At 59.2% G+C, this 21,208-nt stretch carries 20 protein-coding genes; 13 read left to right on the top strand and 7 right to left on the bottom strand.

Annotation, left to right across the window (positions count from 1 at the left end; translation table 11 throughout):
* Positions 1 to 4: 4 nt before the first annotated feature.
* Genes AC30D7_RS21960 through fabI form a run of 4 tightly spaced genes read left to right on the top strand, consistent with a single transcriptional unit; the run spans position 5 to position 4,528 of the window.
* Positions 5 to 1,078, top strand: coding sequence for a microcin C ABC transporter permease YejB (locus AC30D7_RS21960; RefSeq protein ID WP_490135457.1), 1,074 nt, complete (start codon positions 5 to 7; stop codon positions 1,076 to 1,078).
* A 1-nt stretch (position 1,079) separates the two neighbouring features.
* A complete protein-coding gene (locus AC30D7_RS21965; RefSeq protein ID WP_007906755.1) occupies positions 1,080 to 2,099 on the top strand; it encodes an ABC transporter permease in 1,020 nt (339 codons plus the stop codon).
* Between the two features lies 1 nt (position 2,100).
* Positions 2,101 to 3,711 (top strand): ABC transporter ATP-binding protein, encoded by a 1,611-nt coding sequence (locus tag AC30D7_RS21970; RefSeq protein ID WP_490135458.1) that lies wholly within the window; start codon positions 2,101 to 2,103, stop codon positions 3,709 to 3,711.
* A 22-nt stretch (positions 3,712 to 3,733) separates the two neighbouring features.
* On the top strand, positions 3,734 to 4,528 hold the full coding sequence (fabI, locus tag AC30D7_RS21975) for an enoyl-ACP reductase FabI (protein WP_007937760.1): 795 nt from the start codon (positions 3,734 to 3,736) through the stop codon (positions 4,526 to 4,528).
* A 180-nt stretch (positions 4,529 to 4,708) separates the two neighbouring features.
* Here the strand turns inward: fabI and AC30D7_RS21980 are convergent, their stop codons facing one another.
* Entirely contained in the window at positions 4,709 to 5,575 is an 867-nt protein-coding gene (locus AC30D7_RS21980) for a LysR family transcriptional regulator (RefSeq protein ID WP_490135459.1), read from the bottom strand.
* Positions 5,576 to 5,689: 114 nt separating this feature from the next.
* On the opposite strand from AC30D7_RS21980, the gene AC30D7_RS21985 reads away from it, so the two are divergent.
* The gene (locus AC30D7_RS21985; protein ID WP_490135460.1) at positions 5,690 to 6,115 is read left to right on the top strand and encodes a VOC family protein; all 426 of its coding nucleotides are present in this window, start codon (positions 5,690 to 5,692) and stop codon (positions 6,113 to 6,115) included.
* Positions 6,112 to 7,389, top strand: a complete 1,278-nt coding sequence (locus tag AC30D7_RS21990; RefSeq protein WP_490135461.1) for an amidase — start codon at positions 6,112 to 6,114, stop codon at positions 7,387 to 7,389. The genes AC30D7_RS21985 and AC30D7_RS21990 overlap by 4 nt, the downstream gene beginning before the upstream one ends.
* Here the strand turns inward: AC30D7_RS21990 and AC30D7_RS21995 are convergent.
* The 4 genes from AC30D7_RS21995 to AC30D7_RS22010 form a co-directional block, all read right to left on the bottom strand.
* Positions 7,380 to 7,973: a GGDEF domain-containing protein gene (locus AC30D7_RS21995; protein WP_490135462.1), complete on the bottom strand. Its 594-nt coding sequence runs from the start codon at positions 7,971 to 7,973 to the stop codon at positions 7,380 to 7,382. The two genes, AC30D7_RS21990 and AC30D7_RS21995, sit on opposite strands and share 10 nt — an antisense overlap.
* 73 nt (positions 7,974 to 8,046) lie before the next feature.
* Entirely contained in the window at positions 8,047 to 8,625 is a 579-nt protein-coding gene (locus AC30D7_RS22000) for a hypothetical protein (RefSeq protein ID WP_490135463.1), read from the bottom strand.
* Position 8,626: 1 nt separating this feature from the next.
* Positions 8,627 to 10,795, bottom strand: coding sequence for a xanthine dehydrogenase family protein molybdopterin-binding subunit (locus AC30D7_RS22005; RefSeq protein WP_490135464.1), 2,169 nt, complete (start codon positions 10,793 to 10,795; stop codon positions 8,627 to 8,629).
* 36 nt (positions 10,796 to 10,831) lie between these two features.
* Complete coding sequence (locus AC30D7_RS22010; RefSeq protein ID WP_007937751.1) at positions 10,832 to 11,287, bottom strand: (2Fe-2S)-binding protein; 456 nt, start codon at positions 11,285 to 11,287, stop codon at positions 10,832 to 10,834.
* A gap of 252 nt (positions 11,288 to 11,539) precedes the next feature.
* Between AC30D7_RS22010 and AC30D7_RS22015 the strand changes: the two genes are divergently transcribed.
* The 3 genes from AC30D7_RS22015 (at position 11,540) to AC30D7_RS22025 (ending at position 16,763) form a co-directional block, all read left to right on the top strand.
* Entirely contained in the window at positions 11,540 to 12,043 is a 504-nt protein-coding gene (locus tag AC30D7_RS22015; RefSeq protein WP_018929635.1) for a VOC family protein, read from the top strand.
* Between the two features lie 34 nt (positions 12,044 to 12,077).
* A complete protein-coding gene (locus tag AC30D7_RS22020) occupies positions 12,078 to 12,911 on the top strand; it encodes an AraC family ligand binding domain-containing protein (RefSeq protein ID WP_490135465.1) in 834 nt (277 codons plus the stop codon).
* Positions 12,912 to 13,082: 171 nt separating this feature from the next.
* The gene (locus AC30D7_RS22025) at positions 13,083 to 16,763 is read left to right on the top strand and encodes a hypothetical protein (protein ID WP_490135466.1); all 3,681 of its coding nucleotides are present in this window, start codon (positions 13,083 to 13,085) and stop codon (positions 16,761 to 16,763) included.
* A 24-nt stretch (positions 16,764 to 16,787) separates the two neighbouring features.
* Here the strand turns inward: AC30D7_RS22025 and AC30D7_RS22030 are convergent, their stop codons facing one another.
* On the bottom strand, positions 16,788 to 17,375 hold the full coding sequence (locus AC30D7_RS22030) for a LysE family translocator (RefSeq protein ID WP_490135467.1): 588 nt from the start codon (positions 17,373 to 17,375) through the stop codon (positions 16,788 to 16,790).
* A 240-nt stretch (positions 17,376 to 17,615) separates the two neighbouring features.
* On the opposite strand from AC30D7_RS22030, the gene AC30D7_RS22035 reads away from it, so the two are divergent.
* Complete coding sequence (locus AC30D7_RS22035) at positions 17,616 to 17,828, top strand: DUF1059 domain-containing protein (protein WP_007937743.1); 213 nt, start codon at positions 17,616 to 17,618, stop codon at positions 17,826 to 17,828.
* 205 nt (positions 17,829 to 18,033) lie between these two features.
* Positions 18,034 to 18,654 (top strand): LysE family translocator, encoded by a 621-nt coding sequence (locus AC30D7_RS22040; protein WP_413696545.1) that lies wholly within the window; start codon positions 18,034 to 18,036, stop codon positions 18,652 to 18,654.
* A gap of 3 nt (positions 18,655 to 18,657) precedes the next feature.
* On the opposite strand, the gene AC30D7_RS22045 is transcribed toward AC30D7_RS22040, so the two are convergent.
* On the bottom strand, positions 18,658 to 19,071 hold the full coding sequence (locus tag AC30D7_RS22045; RefSeq protein WP_019648941.1) for a VOC family protein: 414 nt from the start codon (positions 19,069 to 19,071) through the stop codon (positions 18,658 to 18,660).
* 126 nt (positions 19,072 to 19,197) lie between these two features.
* On the opposite strand from AC30D7_RS22045, the gene AC30D7_RS22050 reads away from it, so the two are divergent.
* Together AC30D7_RS22050 and AC30D7_RS22055 are read left to right on the top strand one after the other, a co-directional pair.
* A complete protein-coding gene (locus AC30D7_RS22050) occupies positions 19,198 to 20,280 on the top strand; it encodes a bifunctional transcriptional activator/DNA repair enzyme AdaA (protein ID WP_490135468.1) in 1,083 nt (360 codons plus the stop codon).
* 60 nt (positions 20,281 to 20,340) lie between these two features.
* Complete coding sequence (locus AC30D7_RS22055; RefSeq protein ID WP_490135469.1) at positions 20,341 to 21,153, top strand: isocitrate lyase/PEP mutase family protein; 813 nt, start codon at positions 20,341 to 20,343, stop codon at positions 21,151 to 21,153.
* Positions 21,154 to 21,208 lie beyond the last annotated feature (55 nt).

Consider the following 21,208-nt stretch of genomic DNA (forward strand, 5'->3'; position numbering starts at 1 on the left):
TCAGATGCTGGCGTATATTTTTCGGCGACTGCTGCTGATCATCCCGACCCTGTTTGGCATTTTGCTGATCAACTTCGTGATCATCCAGGCCGCCCCCGGTGGGCCGGTGGAACAGATGATCGCCAAGCTCGAAGGCTTCGAAGGCGCCACCAGCCGCATCGCCGGCGGCGGTGCCGAAGTGTCGGTGGCCGGCTCGGCCTATCGTGGGGCGCAAGGCCTGGACCCGGCGCTGGTCAAGGAAATCGAGCACATGTACGGCTTCGACAAGTCGGCGCCGGAACGCTTGTGGATCATGATCAAGAACTACGCCACCCTGGATTTCGGCGACAGCTTCTTCCGCGACGCCAAGGTCATCGACCTGATCAAGGAAAAGATGCCGGTGTCGATCTCCCTCGGATTGTGGAGCACGTTGATCATGTACCTGGTGTCGATCCCGCTGGGGATTGCCAAGGCGACGCGACACGGTAGCCACTTCGATGTGTGGACCAGTTCGGCGATTGTCATCGGCTACGCGATCCCGGCGTTCCTGTTCGCCATCCTGCTGATTGTAGTGTTCGCCGGCGGCAGTTATTTCGACTGGTTCCCGCTACGGGGCCTGACCTCGAACAACTTCGATGAGCTCAGCACCGGCGGCAAGATCCTCGATTACTTCTGGCACCTGGCACTGCCGGTCACCGCACTCGTGATCGGCCACTTCGCAACCATGACCCTGCTGACCAAAAACAGCTTCCTCGACGAAATCAACAAGCAATACGTGATCACCGCCAAAGCCAAGGGCCTGACCCGTCACCGCGTGCTCTACGGCCATGTGTTTCGCAACGCCATGCTGTTGGTGATCGCCGGGTTCCCTTCAGCGCTCATCGGGATCTTCTTCACCGGCTCATTGCTGGTGGAAGTGATCTTCTCCCTCGACGGCCTCGGCCTGATGAGTTTCGAAGCGGCGATCAACCGCGACTACCCGATCGTCTTCGGCACGCTGTTCATCTTCACTCTGTTGGGGCTGGTGCTGAAGCTGATCGGCGACCTCACATACACCCTCGTCGATCCGCGCATCGACTTCGAAAGCCGGGAGCATTGAGATGAACCTGTCCCCTCTCAATCGCCGACGTTTCGAGCTGTTCAAGGCCAACAAGCGTGGCTGGTGGTCGTTGTGGCTGTTTCTGATTCTGTTCGGCGCAAGTCTCGGCGCCGAGCTGATCGCCAACGACAAACCACTGGTGGTGCATTACGACAACGCCTGGTACTTCCCGGCGCTCAAGCGCTATCCGGAAACCGCGTTCGGCGGCGAATTCCCGCTGGAAGCCAACTACAAGAGCCCATACATCCGCGAACTGCTCAAGGCCAAGGACGCCTGGGTGGTGTGGGCGCCGATCCCCTACAGCTACCAGAGCATCAACTACGACCTGAAAGTCCCGGCCCCCGCGCCGCCGTCCGCCGATAACCTGCTGGGCACCGACGATCAGGGCCGCGACGTGTTGGCCCGGGTGATTTACGGTTTCCGGATTTCGGTGCTGTTCGCTTTGACGCTGACCATCCTCAGCTCGATCATCGGCGTGATCGCCGGGGCACTGCAGGGTTTCTATGGCGGCTGGGTCGACCTGGCCGGGCAGCGTTTTCTGGAGATCTGGTCCGGGCTGCCGGTGCTGTACCTGCTGATCATCCTTGCCAGTTTCGTGCAGCCGAACTTCTGGTGGCTGCTGGGGATCATGCTGCTGTTCTCGTGGATGAGCCTGGTGGATGTGGTGCGCGCCGAGTTCCTGCGCGGGCGGAATCTGGAATACGTGCGCGCGGCCCGGGCGCTGGGCATGCAGAATGGTGCGATCATGTTCCGCCACATTTTGCCCAACGCCATGGTCTCGACCATGACCTTCATGCCGTTCATCCTGACCGGCGCCATCGGCACGCTGACCGCCCTCGACTTCCTCGGCTTCGGTTTGCCGCCGGGCGCCCCGTCGCTGGGTGAGTTGGTGGCCCAGGGCAAATCCAATCTGCAAGCGCCGTGGCTCGGTATGAGTGCGTTTGCGGTGCTGGCGTTGATGTTGAGTTTGCTGGTATTCATCGGCGAGTCCGCTCGCGATGCCTTCGACCCGAGGAAGTGAAATGAATCAGGACAATCTGATCGAAGTGCGCGACCTGGCCGTCGAATTTGTCGTTGGCGAGCACGTTCAGCGGGTGGTCGAAGGCGTCAGCTTCGACATCAAGCGCGGCGAAACCCTGGCGCTGGTGGGTGAAAGCGGCTCCGGCAAATCGGTGACCGCCCACTCGATCCTGCGGCTGCTGCCCTATCCGCTGGCCCGGCATCCGTCCGGCACCATCACCTATTCCGACCGAAACCTGCTGGAGCTGAAAGAGAAAACCATCCGCCATATCCGCGGCAACCGGATCGCGATGATCTTTCAAGAGCCGATGACCTCGCTCAACCCACTGCATTCGATCGAGAAGCAGATCAACGAGGTCTTGGGCATCCACAAGGGCCTGACCGGCAAAGTCGCGACCAAGCGCACGCTGGAGCTGCTGGAGATGGTCGGCATCCCGGAACCCGAGAAACGTCTCAAGGCCCTGCCCCATGAATTGTCCGGTGGCCAGCGCCAGCGGGTAATGATCGCCATGGCCTTGGCCAACGAGCCGGAACTGCTGATCGCCGACGAACCGACCACCGCGCTGGACGTGACTGTTCAGCTGAAAATCCTCGAATTGCTCAAGGAATTGCAGGCCCGCCTGGGTATGGCGTTGTTACTGATCAGTCACGATTTGAACCTTGTACGAAGAATTGCGCATCGCGTATGTGTCATGCAGCGCGGTTGCATCGTCGAACAGGCATCGTGCGAAGAATTGTTCCGCGCGCCGCAGCATCCGTACACCCGGGAACTGCTGGCAGCGGAGCCCAGCGGCAAGCCTGCGACCAACGTGATTGGCCCGCCATTGCTGCAGGTCGAGGACCTGAAAGTCTGGTTCCCGATCAAGAAAGGCTTTCTGAAAAAGACCGTCGACCACATCAAAGCGGTGGACGGCATCAATTTCAGCCTGCCCCAGGGCCAGACCCTGGGGATTGTGGGAGAAAGCGGTTCCGGCAAGTCGACGCTCGGTTTGGCGATTTTGCGGCTGATCGGCAGCAAAGGCGCAATCCGTTTTGAAGGCAAGCAGCTAGACTGCCTGACGCAGCAACAGGTTCGGCCGCTGCGGCGGGAAATGCAGGTGGTGTTCCAGGACCCTTTCGGCAGCCTGAGCCCACGGATGTGCGTGAGCCAGATCGTCGGTGAAGGCCTGCGGATCCACAAGATGGGCACCGAGGCCGAGCAGGAACAAGCGATTATTGCGGCACTCAAGGAGGTAGGCCTGGATCCGGAAACCCGGCACCGCTACCCCCATGAATTTTCCGGTGGGCAGCGGCAGAGAATCGCCATTGCCCGGGCTTTAGTGCTAAAACCGGCGTTGATTCTGCTGGACGAGCCGACTTCGGCCCTCGACCGCACCGTGCAACGCCAAGTGGTGGAGCTGCTACGTTCACTGCAAACCAAGTACAACCTGACGTATTTGTTTATCAGCCATGACCTGGCTGTCGTCAAAGCGCTGAGCCACCAGCTGATGGTGGTCAAGCATGGCCAAGTGGTCGAACAGGGAGACGCGCAAAGTATCTTTGCCGCCCCCCAACATCCGTATACACAGCAGTTGCTGGAAGCCGCTTTTCTGGCACCAGCCACTGCGCAATAAACCTGAAAGAGAGGAGCAACACATGGGTTTTCTCGCCGGTAAGCGCGTACTGATCGTCGGTGTCGCCAGCAAGCTGTCCATCGCATCCGGCATCGCTGCCGCCATGCATCGCGAGGGCGCTGAGCTTGCCTTCACTTATCAGAACGACAAACTCAAGGGTCGTGTCGAAGAGTTCGCACAAGGCTGGGGTTCGAGCCCTGAACTGTGCTTCCCGTGCGACGTGGCCAGCGATGCCGAAATCGCCAAGGTCTTCGAAGAGTTGAGCAAGAAGTGGGACGGCCTGGACTGCATCGTGCACTCCGTCGGCTTCGCCCCGGGCGACCAACTGGACGGCGACTTCACCGAAGCTACCACCCGTGAAGGTTTCCGCATCGCTCACGACATCAGCGCCTACAGCTTCGTGGCCCTGGCCAAGGCTGGTCGCGAAATGATGAAAGGCCGCAATGGCAGCCTGCTGACCCTGTCGTACCTGGGCGCCGAGCGCACCATGCCGAACTACAACGTCATGGGCATGGCCAAGGCTTCCCTGGAAGCCGGCGTACGTTACCTGGCCGGCTCCCTGGGCCCGGACGGCACCCGCGTCAACTGCGTATCGGCTGGCCCGATCCGCACCCTCGCCGCTTCCGGCATCAAGAACTTCCGCAAAATGCTGGCCGCCAACGAAGCGCAAACCCCGCTGCGTCGTAACGTCACCATCGAAGAAGTCGGCAACGCCGGCGCTTTCCTGTGCTCGGACCTGGCGTCCGGCATCAGCGGCGAAATCATGTACGTAGACGGCGGCTTCAACACCACCGCCATGGGCAACATCGAAGAGTGATCTTCGGTTAGCCGTTAAAAAACCCGCCGATGTCAGGCGGGTTTTTTATGCCCGCAATTCAAGGCTCGACTCGGTCAGGTGTGGCAGCAGGCTTGCTCGCGAAAGCGGTGTGCCAGTCGACATTTTCTGTATGCCGGACACCGCCTTCGCGAGCAAGCCCGCTCCCACAAGGGTTAGCGTTCAACCGTCGACTTGTGTCAAACACTGGGCAAACAACTGCTGGATCGGCTGTGTACGCTGGCTATAACGCTGCAACAGCACGATCTCCCGGTAGAACGTCAGCTCTCCCAGCGGGATGATCCTGACCTTCGCCCCATGCTCAAGCCACAGCCCCGCCTCGGGCAGCAGTGAAACGCCGAGTCCACATTCAACCATCTTCACGATCGCTTCCAGCTCGTCGAGCTCCAGCGCTACTTGCACATCAATCTGCTGCTCGCGCAAAAAGCGCGTCACCAATCGCCCACCGAATGAATTGCGGTCGTAGCGTACGTGGGGATGGCTAGCGAGTAACAGAAGCGGGTCATCCCCCTCAAGGTCGGCCGGCACGATCAGCACAAACGGCTCCCGGCGAATGACTTGCACCGATAATTCCTTGGGTAATTCAAACGGCGGCTTGATCAGAATCGCCAGGTCCACTTCGCCAGTGTCTACCTGGCTCAACAGGTTCAAGGACACCCCCGGCACCAGTTTCGCCTCCAGCAAGGGCGCCTGTTGCCTGAGTCGCAACAACGCCTGTGGCAACAAACCGGTCTGGACGGTGGCCACCGCGCCGATCTTCAATTCACCACGAAACTCGCTGATGTCATCACTGACGGCCATGCGACTGAAGATCTCGAGCATTTCCTGAGCCATCGGCAACGCTCGCTGCCCTGCGGCATTGAGGAGCGCCTGACGCCCGGTGCGATCGAACAGACGTATGCCCAACGCCTGCTCCAGATTGCGGATCTGCGCGCTGACCGCCGACTGAGTCAGGCCGATGTGCATGCCTGCCGCTGCGAACGTGCCATGGCGCGTCACGGCAATGAAGGTTTTCAGTTCCCGCAGCATACGGCTCCCCAATTGATCGAAATAATTTGAGCTCGCTGCAAAAACTATCGTCTTTCAATCAAAAAGCACAGGACTAAACTCAGCCTTAACTCCTAACCCGTCGAGGCACATCCGATGCAACTGTCCCCTTTTCATTTGGCCATCCCGGTTTACGATCTGGACGCTACCCGGCGTTTCTATGGCGAGGTGTTTGGCCTGGAAGAAGGTCGCTCCAGCGATCACTGGGTCGATTTCAACTTTTTCGGCCATCAACTGGTGATTCATCTGGCCCCCAAAAACGCTTCTCAGGAAGCTGCCCATACCAACGCCGTGGATGGCCACGACGTACCGGTGCCGCATTTCGGTGTGGTATTGCCGATGGAAGAATGGGAGGCGCTGGCCGAACGCCTGAAAGCCCTGGGTACACACTTCGTGATCGAGCCGGGCATCCGGTTTCAGGGATTGGTGGGCGAACAAGCCACGATGTTTCTCTTCGACCCCTGCGGCAATGCTCTGGAGTTCAAGGCGTTCAAAAATATCGATCAGTTGTTCGCCAAATGACCCGCTCGCCCCTTGACGCCACCACCCTCAGTCAAGCGGTGGTCAATGGCGAAACTACCGCCGCCATCATCGCCGAAACCTTTCTTGAGCGCATTCAGGCGCAAGAGCCGGATATCCAGGCTTTTGTCTCGTTCGACGCCCGGCAGGTCCGCGCCGATGCGGCGCAGCACAACGGCCGTGGCCTGCTGGCCGGCGTCCCCGTGGGCATCAAGGACATTTTCGACACTGCGGCCTACCCTACGCAGTTCTATTCGCCCATTTATATCGACCATCAACCCTCCCGGGACGCCCACGTCGTGACACTGCTGCGCCAGGCCGGGGCGCTGATCATGGGCAAGACCCATACCACCGAGTTTGCGTACATGCACACCGGTCCAACCCGCAATCCCCACGACCTTACGCGAACGCCGGGCAGCTCCAGCGCGGGCTCGGCGGCCGGGATGGCTGCAGGGTTCTTTGCCCTGGCGCTGGGCACCCAGACCGCTGGCTCGTTGCTCAAGCCGGCATCCTACTGCGGCCTCTTCGCCTTCAAACCGTCGCTGGGTCTGGTGTCGCTGGAAGGGGTAAAACCGTTGGCGCCGAGCTTCGACACCGTGGGTTGGTATGGCCAGTCAGTGCGCGACCTGCACCTGGTAGCGCGCGTGTTGATTCCCGGGTTCGTGGTGCCTGACATCGAGCGGCGTCCACTGCAATTGGGGTTCTGTCGTACATCACGCTGGAATCAAGTGGACCCCGACGTGGTCCTTGCCCTGGAACAGGCGGTGGATCAGTTGCGCAGCGCCGGCCATCACGTGAGCGATGTATGGCTGCCGGATGAGTTTGCCGGTGTATTCGACGATCATCAGTTGATTAACGATTGCGAAGGTGCCCGCTCGCTGGCGAAGGAGTTTCAACAACACCGAACACAATTGAGCCCTTCGATGCTGGCCATGTTTGAGCGAGCAGCAACCACAACCTGGCAACAGGAATCCGCTGCCAAGGCGCGCCTGGCTGATCTTGCCCCACGCTTGAGCGAGCTTTGCCAACCCTTCGACGCCATGCTCGGCGCCTCTTGCGGGATGGTCGCGCCGGTCGGCCTGGAAAGCACCGGACCGTCGGATTTCATCAAGTTCTGGGGGGCGTTTGGCTGGCCGCAACTGAACATCCCGCTGAGGCCCGGCCAAGCCATGTTGCCTGTCGGGCTACAGATGATCGGAAGGTTCAGAGAGGATGGTCGGCTGTTACGAACGGCCGAGCATGTTGCAGCGGTTTTGCAAGGCGCCATTCAAGAATGACGAGCACGCAACGCCTTATCGACCAGAGCCAGCAGGTCTTGCGCCGTTTGGGTTAGCTGAGCATCAACCTCGATCTGCCCGACGCTGAAGCGAATGTCGTAGCCACGATGCACCGTGGCATTGCGCTCATCGAGTATTTCTTCGAGGCGCGCCCTGATCGCGGCAATTTCCACCGCGTTGGAACCAGTCAACAAGGCAGCAAACTCATCGCTGCCCAGCCGACCGATCACATCGCTTTCACGAAAAGCGATGCGCAGCACATCGGCAAAGGTTTTCAGGGCGTTGTCGCCCTCGGCGCGACCATACAGCTGGTTGATGCGCTTGAAGTCGTCGAGGTCGAAAAACAGCAGGGTCGCGGGTTTGCCCATCTGCCGACAGGCCTCCAGCCCCATCCGGGCCAAGGCCTCGAAACCATGACGATTGGAGAGCAGCGTCAACTCATCCATGCTCGCCATCTGCACGCCCATCAGCTCTTGCTCGGCCTTGCGCGCCATGTCGCGCAGTACATCGCGCTCCTGCACTGCGCTGTCGAGGGCATTCGACGCGACAGCGCCGGGTTTGGCCGGTTTGTCAGGGGTTAGCATCACTCACTCCTTGATGGGTATGAACATTAGAGTCGTTCGCACCCGGTTTGACTCCCTATAAACGCGCCGCTGGTCAGCTACCCGCCACCGGACACGGCCCTCCAGCGTCCGCCCAGAGTTTGAACTGGGTGACGAAGATGTCGTGGGGCACTGGCACCGGCGCCCGCCCCTCACCCGGATGCCAGCCCCAGAGCACCAGTTTGTCCTCGCTGACATGTTTGATCAGTGCCGCAAAATCACGATCGCCATTGCTGGAACGGTCCTTGATCATCGTGCACAACCTGTCGGGCGGCAGACCGATCCAGGCCATTTTGTGCGCGGCCGGCGGCAGGCTCCAATGCGGCGCTCCAGGCGGTGCGTGGGGTCCATAACTGGCGGGCGGGTTGCTTTCGGCATGGCAACTGGCACACGGCAGACCCGCCGCGCCCTTGCCGTCCATCCCGCGAACCACATTCATCGCATGGGGAACACCGGCATTGAACTGCAACGGCGAATCGCCAGGGATATGACAGTTCTGACAGCGCGGGCTCTGGAACACTTTCTGTACCGTGTCGAACGCCTTCAGCGCCTCCTTGTCGTCAGCGAACAGGTCCGAGGCATAGCCTCCCAAACCGATCAGCATCACTGCCCCCAGAAACACATGTCGCCTCATGTCACACCCCCGACAATTGCAGTGGCAGTTCGCGCAGACGCTGCCCGGTCAGGGCAAACACCGCATTCGCCACGGCCGGCGCCACGGGCGGTACACCGACCTCGCCAATGCCGCCGGGTTTGTCGGTGCTGGGGACGATATGCACTTCGACCACGGGCATTTCGTTCAGGCGCAGCACCTGATAGTCGTGAAAATTGGATTGCTGCACCTGGCCGTTCTTGAACGTCAGTTTGCTGTGCAAGGTAAATCCGAGGCCGAAGGTGATGCCTGACTCCATCTGCGCGGCGATGCTCTGCGGGTTGACCGCAATGCCGCAATCCACCGCACACACCACCCGGTGTACGCGAATCGCCAGATTGTCCTGGGATACCTCGGCCACATGGGCGACGTAGCTGCCGAAAGACTCATGCACCGCCACGCCCAATGCATGGCCGTCGGGCAACGGGGCTTTCCAGTCGGCTTTCTCCACCGCCAGATTCAGGACTCCCAGATGCCGTGGATGCGCCTTGAGCAAGGTTCGTCGGTATTCCACCGGGTCCTTGCCGGCCGCGTCTGCCAGTTCATCGATCAACGACTCCATGACGAATGCCGTATGGGTATGCCCCACCGACCGCAACCACAGCACGCTGATGCCGGTTTGCGGCGAATGCAGGTCGACCAGGTGATTGGTCAATCCCTCCAGATAAGGACTGTCGGCCACACCTTCGACGGAGGTTTTGTCGACACCGTCCTTGACCATGGTCGCCTCGAACGACGTGCCGGCCATGATCGACTGCCCGACCAGCACATGCTTCCAGGCGATCGGCATACCGTCGGCGTCCAGCCCGATGCGTGCCTGATGCAGGAATGCCGAGCGATAGTAACCGCCGCGAATGTCATCCTCTCGGGACCAGACGGTTTTCACCGGTTCGCCCGCCGCTTTGGCGACGTACACCGCCTCGCTGACAAAATCCGAGGTCGGGTTGGCCCGACGCCCAAAGCCGCCACCCAGGAATTGGGTGTGGATCTCGACCTGTTCGGGTTTGAGCCCGGTGATCTTCCCCGCGATCATCTGATCCAGGGTCTGGAACTGCGTGCCGGTCCAGATTTCGCATTTGTCCTTGGTGATTTTCACCGTGCAATTGAGCGGTTCCATCGGCGCGTGGGCCAGGTACGGCACGCTGTATTCGGCCTCGATAGTCTTCGCTGCTCTGCCCAACATCACCGTCGCGTCCCCGGCCTGGCTGACCGAGGTGCCGGGGGTCGCGGCGAGTTTGCGGAAGCTTTCCAGCAGTTGCTGGCTGTCGAGCTCGGCGTTCGGCCCCAGATCCCATTCGACCTTCAGCGCATCGCGCCCCAGCTTCGCCGCCCAATAATGATCGGCAATCACCGCGACACCCGTGGGCACCTGCACCACTTTGTGCACGCCCGGCACCGCCAGCGCCTCGGCACCTTCGAAGGATTTGACACTGCCACCGAACACCGGTGGGCGAGCGACCACTGCGGTCATGAGCCCATCGAATTGCACGTCCATGCCGAACTTGGCCCGCCCGGTGATTTTCTCCGGGGTATCGAGGCGCTTGGTGGGTTTGCCGATGACCTTCCAGTCCTTGGCTTCCTTGAACTTGATCGAGGCTGGATCCGGCACCGGCAACTTGCCGGCGTCATCCGCCAGTTCGCCGTAAGTGGCGCGTTTGTCGCCGGCAATGACCACGCCCGATTCGGTGTGGATCTGCGAAGGCGCCATGTCGAAGCGCTTGGCCGCCGCCTCGATCAGCATCAGGCGCGCTGCCGCCCCGGCCTGACGGTAGCGGTCGAACTCCATCCAGGTCGAGGTCGAGCCGCCGGTGATCTGCATCCCCCCAAACGCCGGCAGGCCATACTCGGCGGCCGAGGCCGGCGCATGTTCGACGCGGATTTTCGACCAGTCGGCGTCCAGTTCTTCGGCGATCAACATGGTCAGGCCGGTCCAGATGCCCTGGCCCATTTCCGAATGACCGAGCAGCACAGTGATGCTGTTGTCGTTGCCGATGCGTAAAAAGGCATTGGGAGCGAAGATATTTCCTTGATTCTCGGCACCGAAGGCAAAGCGATGACCACCCGGGATGACAAACCCCACCACCAGACCGCCACCCAACACCGCACTGCCCTTGAGAAAACCGCGACGCGAGACAGGGTTGATGCTGTTCATTGCTCAGACTCCCTTCAACGTGGCTTCAACGTCGCCTCACCCGATCTCGGCGGCGCGTTTGACCGCGGCACGGATTCTTGGGTAGGTGCCGCAACGGCAAATGTTGCCGGACAATGCCTGGTCGATGTCGCTGTCGGTGGGTTTGGGGATCTTCGCCAGCAAGGCGGCCGCCGACATGATCTGCCCGGACTGGCAATATCCGCACTGGACTACATCAAGCTCGGCCCAGGCCTGTTGCACCGGGTGCGAGCCGTCGCTGGACAGGCCTTCGATGGTGAGAATTTTCTGCCCATGGGCCACCGCCGTGGCGGGCGTGATGCAGGAGCGCAACGGCGCGCCGTCGACGTGGACGGTGCAGGCGCCACACTGGGCCATGCCACATCCGAATTTGGTGCCCGTCAGGTGTGCGACATCGCGCAGAACCCAGAGCAACGGCATGTCCGCCGGGACATCCAGTTCCTGGTCCTTGCCATTGATATTCAGGGTCAGCATGGCTGATTTCCTCAGACTCACGGTGTTCTGAAGGGGCGCCGCTGTGGCAGCGAAATACCTACGCGGCGCCTTGGGTCATCCCTACAGCTAAGCGCAATTTCACCCACAAGCCATGTTCATCGACCACCGGTCGCTCCCGTCCCGTAGCAGCTCGGCAGCTGCTACGGACTTGTCGATCTACGGCGCCACCCGTCTACTGCGGACTGGCTAATCTGATAATCCAGTGTGTTCAACCTGCCGAGGACAACCGCCATGCAACGCTTTCCAAAAATCACGCCCTGCCTGTGGTTTGACGATCAGGCCGAAACGGCGGCGAAATTTTATTGCTCGATCTTCGATCACTCGAAAATCACCGCCATCACCCATTACGGCAAGGCCGGTCAGGAAATCCACGGCCGCCCGGAAGGTTCGGTGATGACGGTCAGCTTCGAGCTCGATGGCCAGACCTTCACCGGTCTCAATGGCGGGCCAGTGTTTACCTTCAACGAAGCGGTGTCGTTCCAGGTCAATTGTCAGAATCAGGAGGAAGTCGACCACTTCTGGGGCAACCTGTCCGCCGGCGGGCCTGTGCAGGCGCAGCAATGTGGCTGGCTCAAGGATAAATTCGGCGTGTCATGGCAGATCGTGCCAATCGCGCTGATGCACATGATGCAAGACCCCGATACGCACAAGTCCCAGCGCGCGATGCAAGCGATGCTGCAAATGAAAAAGCTCGACATAGCCGAACTGGAACGAGCCTTTGCCGGCCAGAGCTAATACACTCAGGCACTGGCCCGCCGAGGACATCGAGATGAAGCACACCGTCGCCAAAGATGCAGACAAAGCCCCGCGTTTCTGGCGCGACGACGCCCTGCCCTTCATCGAAGCCCGCTCCATCGCCGACGGCCGCGAGGTCTGCTACGCACGGCATTCCCACGAACACTTTTCCATCGGTGCAATCACCGCCGGGCGCAGCACCTACATCCATGAGCAATCGGAGTTTCAGGTCAGCTCCGGCACCGTGGTGTTGATGAACCCCGGCGATGTGCATGCCTGCAATCCGATCGACGACCAGCCCTGGTCGTACCTGATGCTGTACGTCGAGACGCCTTGGCTGACCGACTTGCAGCATCAGCTCGGCTTCAGCCAGGATTCGGCGTTTCGCCGGTTTTCCATCACCCACAATCGCGATGTCGAGCTGTTTGCCGGCCTGAAGAACGTATACGAGGTGTTGATCGATCAGCAGCAAGACGTGCTGCGCAAGCACAGCGCGGCGGTGGAGTTTTTCACCGAGGTGCAACAGCGGCTCAACCCTATAGATCAACCGTTGCGCGAGCCTAACTTCAAGCTGGAACGGGCCGCCGACTACATCCGCGATAACTGCACGCATCAGCTCAAGCTCGAAGACATTTGCGAAGCGGCGCAACTGTCGCCGTCCTACCTTATCCGCGCGTTCAAACAGCATTACGGCATGACGCCCCATGCATTTCTGGTCAACCGGCGCATCCAGTTCGCCCGGGATCGACTGCGCAGCGGCAGGCTGATCGCCGATGTAGCACTGGAAGCCGGGTTTGCCGATCAGGCGCATTTTCAGCGGGCGTTCAAGCAACATCTGGCGGCGACACCGGGGCAATATCGCGGGTAAGTTAATACGCCGACAAACGCCCCTGTTAAAAACAGGTTAGTTAATATCAACCCACGAGCCATACCGACAAAAGTCATACAAAGTCATATAACTAATATGACAACACTCCAAACTATTATTTAAGCTCCCTTCCCACGCTACAACTCAATATCAGAAGATGGAGCTTCTTACTTGAACACGCCGAATAACCACGTACTTCATTCCAGCAACCAACGCGAGAAACAATCAGTCATTGAAGCCATCGCCAACTTCCTCAGCGATGAAGACGTCATGGCAACCGTTGGATGGTCGTGGGATCGTGTATCCGTTACCTGTGACCCGAATTCCGACTTCTCCCAGTTACATCGTCCAGCTACTACCTGCCTGGCGAGGCTCACCCGGCAACCCGACTTCAAAAAAATCGGCGGCGAACAAGGCATCCCCCAAACAAACATCTTTCATGTCAATGAACACGGCCAACTCTTTTACGCCTATGACAATATCAGTACCCGTGAAGTCAACGGCGAGCTGGTCACCGTTGGTTTCTTCTCCGAGCGTAACGACATCGCCCATCACTACACCGGCGTTGCCGATATCGATGAACAGCTAGGCCTCCTTTCAGACAGTGCCAAGCTGACCGGCGGATGGGTGACGTCCACCGAAAAAATCACAATAAGCCAGTGGTTGCGTTTTCACGGCATGCCACTTCCGGCCAGCGTGGAAAGTGCAAAAGAGTTAATTGATTTACTGAATGTCACCACACTTCCAGCACCGTCGCCCTATGGGAACTACTGGGAGTTGCTGAGCCCTCCCAAAGACTCACCGTTCGAACTCACGGAGAAAAATCGCGCCCTCATTCGCGATGTGATCGAGGAAGAAACCGGAGGCGAACTTCCTTTGGTTTCGATTTATGGCCATGCGCTGAAACTTGAAAGCTTTTCCGCCGACAAACTGCCCACCAGCCAAGGTTACCGTCTGACACGGCTGATCGATATTGCAGTGTCGAGCGCGAATAATGGGTATGCGTTCATGACGGCATTAGGCTGGTTCGCTGATGAAAACGGCCCCAAGCCCACCGAGCAGTTCATCGAACAGCTGATGATTGCGGTGATGCTGCTTGACCTTGATCCGGAACTGGACAGCGCCAATACCTCGTTTGCAGGTTTTGACCTCTACTCGAAACGTTATTTGTTGCTTCCCCCCTCAGCGGTCCGCACGCAACTTGAACAGCATCTGGTCAGCCAACTCAAGCTCGACGCCATGGTTGCCCCGCTCGTCGCGGAACTGGTCCTGGGTGGCATGGCGCCGGAATATCTTGCCGATGAACTGCCGTCCAATCTGCGTATCGGCACACCGGCGTGGGTCGTCTTCACCCAGGCCGTACACTTTGCCGAAGCGATCACCCCCGGGGTTTCCCGGAGCATGGCCTACCAACACCTGCTGGGGTTCGCCCGCGCATCGCAGTTGACACCCGAGCTCAGAGCAGTGTTTGCCGCACACTCCGCTGACCCGGTGATCACCTGGGCGCTGATGAACGACCTGATCTCCCGGGATTCAGAGGGCAACCTCAGTCAGCAAGCCGTTACGGTGGCGATGGATGAGTACAAGCAACATGCGGACATGATGACGAGCGCCTTGATTGATCTGGGCAAACCGCTGCCCCATCGCAAGGCGCTCGCGCTTAAAGAACTGAAATCCCAGGTGCCGGATTGTGACCCCGAGGAACTGTTGGTCAAACATCGCGGAACGGGCGGCGGCGCAGGAAGGCGGGTATCGGTTGTCGATCTTTACCTGGGCGACGAGCTTCACACCCAGGATTGGGATCGAGTCAAAGGGACCAGCATTTACGAGTCCTTTCCTGATCTGGCTGACATGTACCCCGTTGCGGATTTATTTCAGCAAGCGATCCACAATCATCACAACTCAATGACCGAAGCATTGTCGGCCATTATCAACGTCACCTTTTCGCAACTAAGCCCGATGGACAGGTCGTTCATTGAGGACGGCCACCTGGGTATCTATTGTGTTCAGGAATACACCACCACCCGATTTACCAATATTCCCAACCCGACGGGCGTAGTAAGACCCGCGACGCCCATCCCTGGAAAGACAGGTCGTTACGGTGTTCTCATTTGTGCGGTACTTGATTCAGAGTTTCGTTGTTATCAACTGTTTCCGATGAGGACGGAATGCGTATACAGCAAAGAGCTTAGCGAAGTGCTTCGTCCTCTTTTCATGGCCAGTGGGTCCGCTGCCGCAACATTTATGAACCACAAACAACATTTGGAAGGCCGACTGGATATACAGGCTTATCAAGCGAACACGGCCCCCCGCAGCTATGCAAAATCCGCTTTTTTCATCCACAAGATCCGTGAGTTCAACCCATCAGCAAGTGCAGACACCACCACACCGAACCCCTACTTTCGTTCGACGCGAAAAGAAGCCATCAGCAATCTTATTGCAAAAGAGAATCCTTATTTCACTGAAGATGAACTGATGCAACTGGGCCTCGATCAGACCAAACGTGAAAAAGCGATTGAAAAGACCGAAGCCATATACACGTTCATTCTGAACCTGATCATTCCATTCAAGGAGTGCGTCGAGGAGCTTTCTTCGGGGGTTCCTAGCCGACAAAACCGCGCCATTTCCGGCTGTATCATGGATGCCGCGGCCCTCGCTGTTTCCGTTGCCGTCATCGGCATTAAAGTGGCCGCTATCAGCGCGAAGGGCACAACCCTGGTCTCGAAACTGCTTTCAACTTCCAAAGTGGTTGGCAGTACCGTCATCAGCCTCTTCACTCCCATTGACGATCCTACAAAGTTACTCACCGGTGGCAGCAAGCTGCTGGCTCGAGGTGTAATGAAGTTGAGCAGCCACGCCCGCTCCGCTTCTCACCTGGCCAGACAGCAATTGCGTTTTATGTCCGGTGCAAACGGCTACGACTTGATCAAGGCCATCAACCATACCGGCTCGGCTCCCCGGATCCGCATGTCACTGGACACGGTTGCCCATGGTCGTGCGTTGTTCAAGGACGACAGCATTCAAACCGTTGAACAGATTGTGACCCGCCTGGGCAACAAGCACAGTCGACTGCCAGATGGCGCTCTGCCGTCAGAACTGGAGCATCTGTTCAACAATGCGCTTGTTGAATCGGCGACCGGACTTAGGCAAACACAAGATCTGCAGGCATTGATCGGCCGAACGGCTGTTGATGATCTTTTCAAGGCCGTCCTGGAAAAAGCTCAATACAGCTACACCAGCGCCCGCTCCGCATCCGCTGCCCAAAGTTACGCCGATACGCTGGCAACCTTTGCCCAGGTCGAAACGAAAAACGTCACCTACATGAAGAATTACCAACAAAACGTATTACAGCAAGACCTGGGCAAGACACCGTTTAATCAGGTCATGCCAGAGTCCGCCTTCAATCCAATAGGCTTTACCGATAACTCGCAAAGGGCCGGCGCCTGGATCGTCAATGGTTCTACCTCCCCTGGCAACGACCTCGACAGCATCGTTTTGGTACTGCGCGAGTACGCCGGCAATCAAAAAACACTGACTGATCCGACCGTGATCAAACAGCTGCATGCCCGTATCGCGCCAGCCACCTCGGACGTCGTACGCGTGGGCGTCAATGACAAGAAATACGCTAGCAACATCAGTGGATTCGCCGCGATGGAACAACATCTGAAAACACTGAATTCCAGTCATGAGCATTTCGACAAACAGTTGCTGGCGACCGTCGTAGGTTTCCACGGTCTAGGCGACGGTAATGGCCGTACGGGTCGTGCCCTGTATGCCATCAGCCAGCTTCGAAACAACCGGTTCACACCGCTGACAAAACAAGAGTTCAGTTTGCTGCACGGACTCGATTAAGGTGAATGCCTGAGGGTGTGTCGCTCAGGAAAGCAACAAATACACCGCGCTCACTCCTAGCAACAATGCCATGAGCCGGTTGAACAATCGCATGCCTACAGGATTATTCAGATAACCCTGCAGGCATGTGCCGGCATACGCCCAACAGCCGACAGACACATAGCAGATCACCAGATACACCGCTGCAAACTGCCAGACCAGCCGCGCCTCGCCGTCCGCGACGAACGCGCCCATGCCCGCTACACAGGCCAGCCAGGCCTTCGGATTGAGCCATTGCATCACCGCGCCATATAACATCGACGGCGCCCTGTGCGATTTTTCCGCACCGATGCGGCCATCGTCCGCCGCCAGTTTCCAGGCCATGAACAACAGAAACGCTACCCCCCCCAGTTGCACCACCTGCGTCAGCGCCGGCCATAGCTGCAAAACCTCATGCAAACCCAATCCCATCAATACCAACAATAAAACGAAACCCAGCGTTGCTCCGGCGACATGCCGCTGACTGGCGCGAAAACCAAACTGCGCCCCCGAACTCAACGCCACAATGTTCACCGGCCCCGGTGTAATGGAAGCGACCAAGGCAAACGCCGCCATGGAAAGAATCAGACTCATTGCATACCTTCTTCAATTCAGTTGAACCCGGGCTCAAGGTAAAGAGCCAGCGGAATGCTGTATTGAAGAAAACAACCCTGCCTGTTCCGCGATGCATGTCGCGCCCTGTAGGTTGCAAGACTGTCACGAGGCACCTTATGGCGGGCCTATACTTCAAGAGTCGGCACACTCGATGCGGGGCGCGTCGAGTGATCGTTCACGCAGGCCACAGCCTGCCTTCATCGTAGGGAGGAGAAGATCATGGCGCGTAAATACATCGACTGCCGCGAGTTCCCAAGCGCGTCCAAATGCTCGGTCGCCCTGTCCGCAGACTCTGAAAACGAACTGCTGGAGGCCGCGGCACAGCATGCGGTCAGTGTTCACAAGCACACCGATTCACCAGAACTGCGTGCTCAACTGAAGACAATGTTCCACGACGGCACCCCGCCCGTAGAAGCACCGCGTCCGGCGTAGGAACTGCCGAAGGCTGCGATCCGTAAACGCAAAAAGGGACAGACCACGATTTAAGGCAAATGCCGAACAATCGTGGTCTGTCCCGTGTTTTTCTCGTGGTCTGTCCCGTGTTGTTCTCTGTACGGCTATTTGCATCCACCGCTGTATGGGCCAAATCACCAACCACCCGTGATAAAAATACCGCTCTCGTTCCTGGAGCCCGTTCATGGACCTCGCCACCCTCTTCCTGTTTTTGCCGGCCTGCTTTGCCCTGAACATGGCCCCCGGCCCGAACAATCTGCTGTCGGTCAGCAACGCCACCCGTTATGGCTATCGTCGCGCCTGTGTGGCCGGCGTCGGCCGCTTGCTGGCGTTTGCCGGGATGATCGGCCTGGCCGCCGCCGGATTGTCGGTGGTGCTGAAAACCTCGGAATGGTTGTTCTACGCGATCAAGATCATCGGTGCCGCCTACCTGTTGTACCTGGCGTGGCAACTGTGGCGTGCCAATCCCGAAGCCGAGCAGCACATCACCGGCACGCCGGTGGGGATCCTGGCCCTGGCGCGCCAGGAGTTTCTGGTGGCAGCGGGTAATCCCAAGGCCATTTTGCTGTTCACCGCCTTCCTGCCGCAGTTCGTCGACCCGACCCAGGCGGTGGCTCCGCAATTCGCGGTGCTCGGCGCGTTGTTCCTGCTGCTGGAATGGATCGCCATCAGCGCCTACGCCTACATGGGCCTGCACATGCGCCGCTGGTTCGCCGAACCACGGGGCAAGCGGATGTTCAACCGTTGCTGCGCGGGGTTGCTGTCGGCGGCGGCTTCGGTGCTGTTGATGGCGAAACGGGCCTGACCTTTACGCTTGGGACGGTCCTTTCAGTTCGACCTGGTTGCCGTCCGGATCGAAGCAATAGATCGACAGCCCGTTGCCCTCGGCACCGAAACGCACGGCGGCTTTCTCGGGTTTCAGGCCGAAGGACTGCAAGTGACTGACCAGCGCTTCCTCGTCAAACGGTTCAATGCGCAAGCAGAAGTGGTCGACGTTGCGCCGTTCGCGGCCAGCGGCAGCCCCGCCCGTGCGGCCGATTTCGCCCTGGATGTCGACGAGGTCGATCATCGAGGTGCCCGCACGCAAATGCACCAGGCCCAGATCGTCGCGGCGCTTGACCAGTTCGGCGCCGAGTACCTCGCCGTAAAACGCGATGCTGCGTTCGAGGTTCTCGACGCGCAGGACGATGTGATCGATGTGTTTGATCGTGAATGCTTGCATTGGGATGGATTCCTGAAAATATCGTTTACAGCATTGCCGGTGACCCGATGACTGTAGCTCAGGGGACAAAAATTCTCTGTCGATTTTCCGGTGGAGGCGCCAGGCAACGCGGCTTATGCTCAGCCCATGAACCTACAAAACGCTGTGCTTCCGCCCCACGCCGAGATGGTTCGCGCCATGCTCGAACGCGACACCGCCTACGAGGGGGTGTTCTTTACCGCGGTCAAAACCACCGGTATCTTCTGCCGCCCCAGTTGCACGGCGCGCAAACCGAAGCCGGAAAACGTCGAGTTCTTCGCCCATGCCGATGAGGCGATGTCGGCGGGTTATCGGGCCTGCCTGCGGTGCAAACCGCTGGACGCCGCGGCCATTGCGCCGGACTGGGTGCAACAACTGCTGAGATCCGTCGACGCCGACCCCGACCTACGCTGGACCGATGCCCAATTGCTCGCCGAAGGCATCGAGCCGCTGAAACTGCGGCGCTGGTTCAAGCAGCATTTCGGCATGACCTTTCACGCCTGGCTGCGCAGCCGACGCCTGGGCATCGCCCTCGGTGGCATCAAGCAAGGCGAATCCATCGACAACGCGGCGTTCGATTCCGGCTATGAATCCTTGAGCGGTTTTCGCGATGCGTTTCAAAAGTCATTCCACATCACCCCCGGTCGCGCCGCCCACAGCGAGCCGCTGCTGTTCACCCGATTGACCACGCCACTGGGGCCGATGATCGCCATGGCCGAATGGCGTGGGCTGGTGCTGCTGGAGTTTCTCGATCGACCGGCATTGACCAAGGAAATCGAAGAACTGCAGAACCGTTATGGCTACGCCGTGGCCCCCGGACACAACAGGCATTTGCAGCAGATTGAAGAAGAACTGGCGCAATACTTCGCCGGCAAACGGAGCGAATTCAACGTGCCCCTGCACCTGCCCGGCAGCGCTTTCGCCAAGCAGGTGTGGAACGAATTGATGAAGATCCCCTACGGCCAGACCAGCACCTATGGCGCGATTGCCGCGCAACTGGGCAAGCCCGGCGCCAGTCGCGCCGTGGGCATGGCCAACGGGCAAAACCGTCTGGCGATTGTGCTGCCCTGTCATCGGGTGATCGGCGCAGACGGCTCGTTGACCGGCTATGGTGGTGGACAACCGCGTAAAGCGTTTCTGCTCAGGCTGGAAAGCGCCGCGGTGCAAATCACCCAACAACTGGCATTCTGATCACTCCACGGCTTTTCAAAAAAAGGTTTTCCAATAAAGAGTCATAAGGAAGGACATTCGATGGACACACTCGACACTCAATTCCACCAACTGCACCAGAGCGGCCTGCTGATTCTGACCAACGTCGCCGATGCCACCGGGGCGCGACTGGTGGAACATCTGGGCAGTAAAGCCGTGGCCACCAGCAGCGCTGCGGTGGCCTGGGTGCATGGTTATCCGGATGGCAACACCTTGCCGCTTGGGCGGCTGGTTTCCACCGTCGAATCCATCGCCCGGGTCATCAGCGTGCCGTTGAGCGTGGACATCGAGGCGGGTTATTCCGATGACCTGGGGCGAGTTGCGCAAGTGGTCGACGCGGTGATCGCCGCCGGTGCCGTGGGGATCAATATCGAGGACGGTGCTGCCCCGCCCGACCTGCTGGCCCGCAAGATCGAAATCGCGCGCCAGGTTGCCAATCGCCGGGATGTGAAGCTGTTCATCAATGCCCGCACTGACGTGTACCTCAGGGGGCTGGTACCGGCCGAAGATCGTGTCGCCGAGACGCTCAAACGCGCCGCGTTGTATCAGGCGGCCGGTGCCGACGGGCTGTTCGCCGCTGGCGTCACGGCGGCGTACGAGATCGACGCCCTGTGCCATGGCACGACGCTGCCGCTGAACGTGCTCGGCTTCCCGGGCCTGCCTTCACCTGAAGAACTGCAAGCCCTCGGTGTGCGCCGCTTGAGCGCCGGCTCGGGCATCGCCGAATTCCTCTACGGCGCCATGGCCGGCCTGGCCAAAAGCTTTCTGCAAACCGGCACGCTCGACAGCAGCCACCTCCAAGCCTTCACCTATAGCCAAGTGAACGCCCTGCTGGCCCCGACCGGGAAAGTTTGACCGCAAGCAATGGAGTGCGGCGCTGCGGGGGGACGACTAGTCTTCCCGCAGCCAC

The sequence above is a fragment of the Pseudomonas sp. DF5 genome (assembly GCF_058148225.1).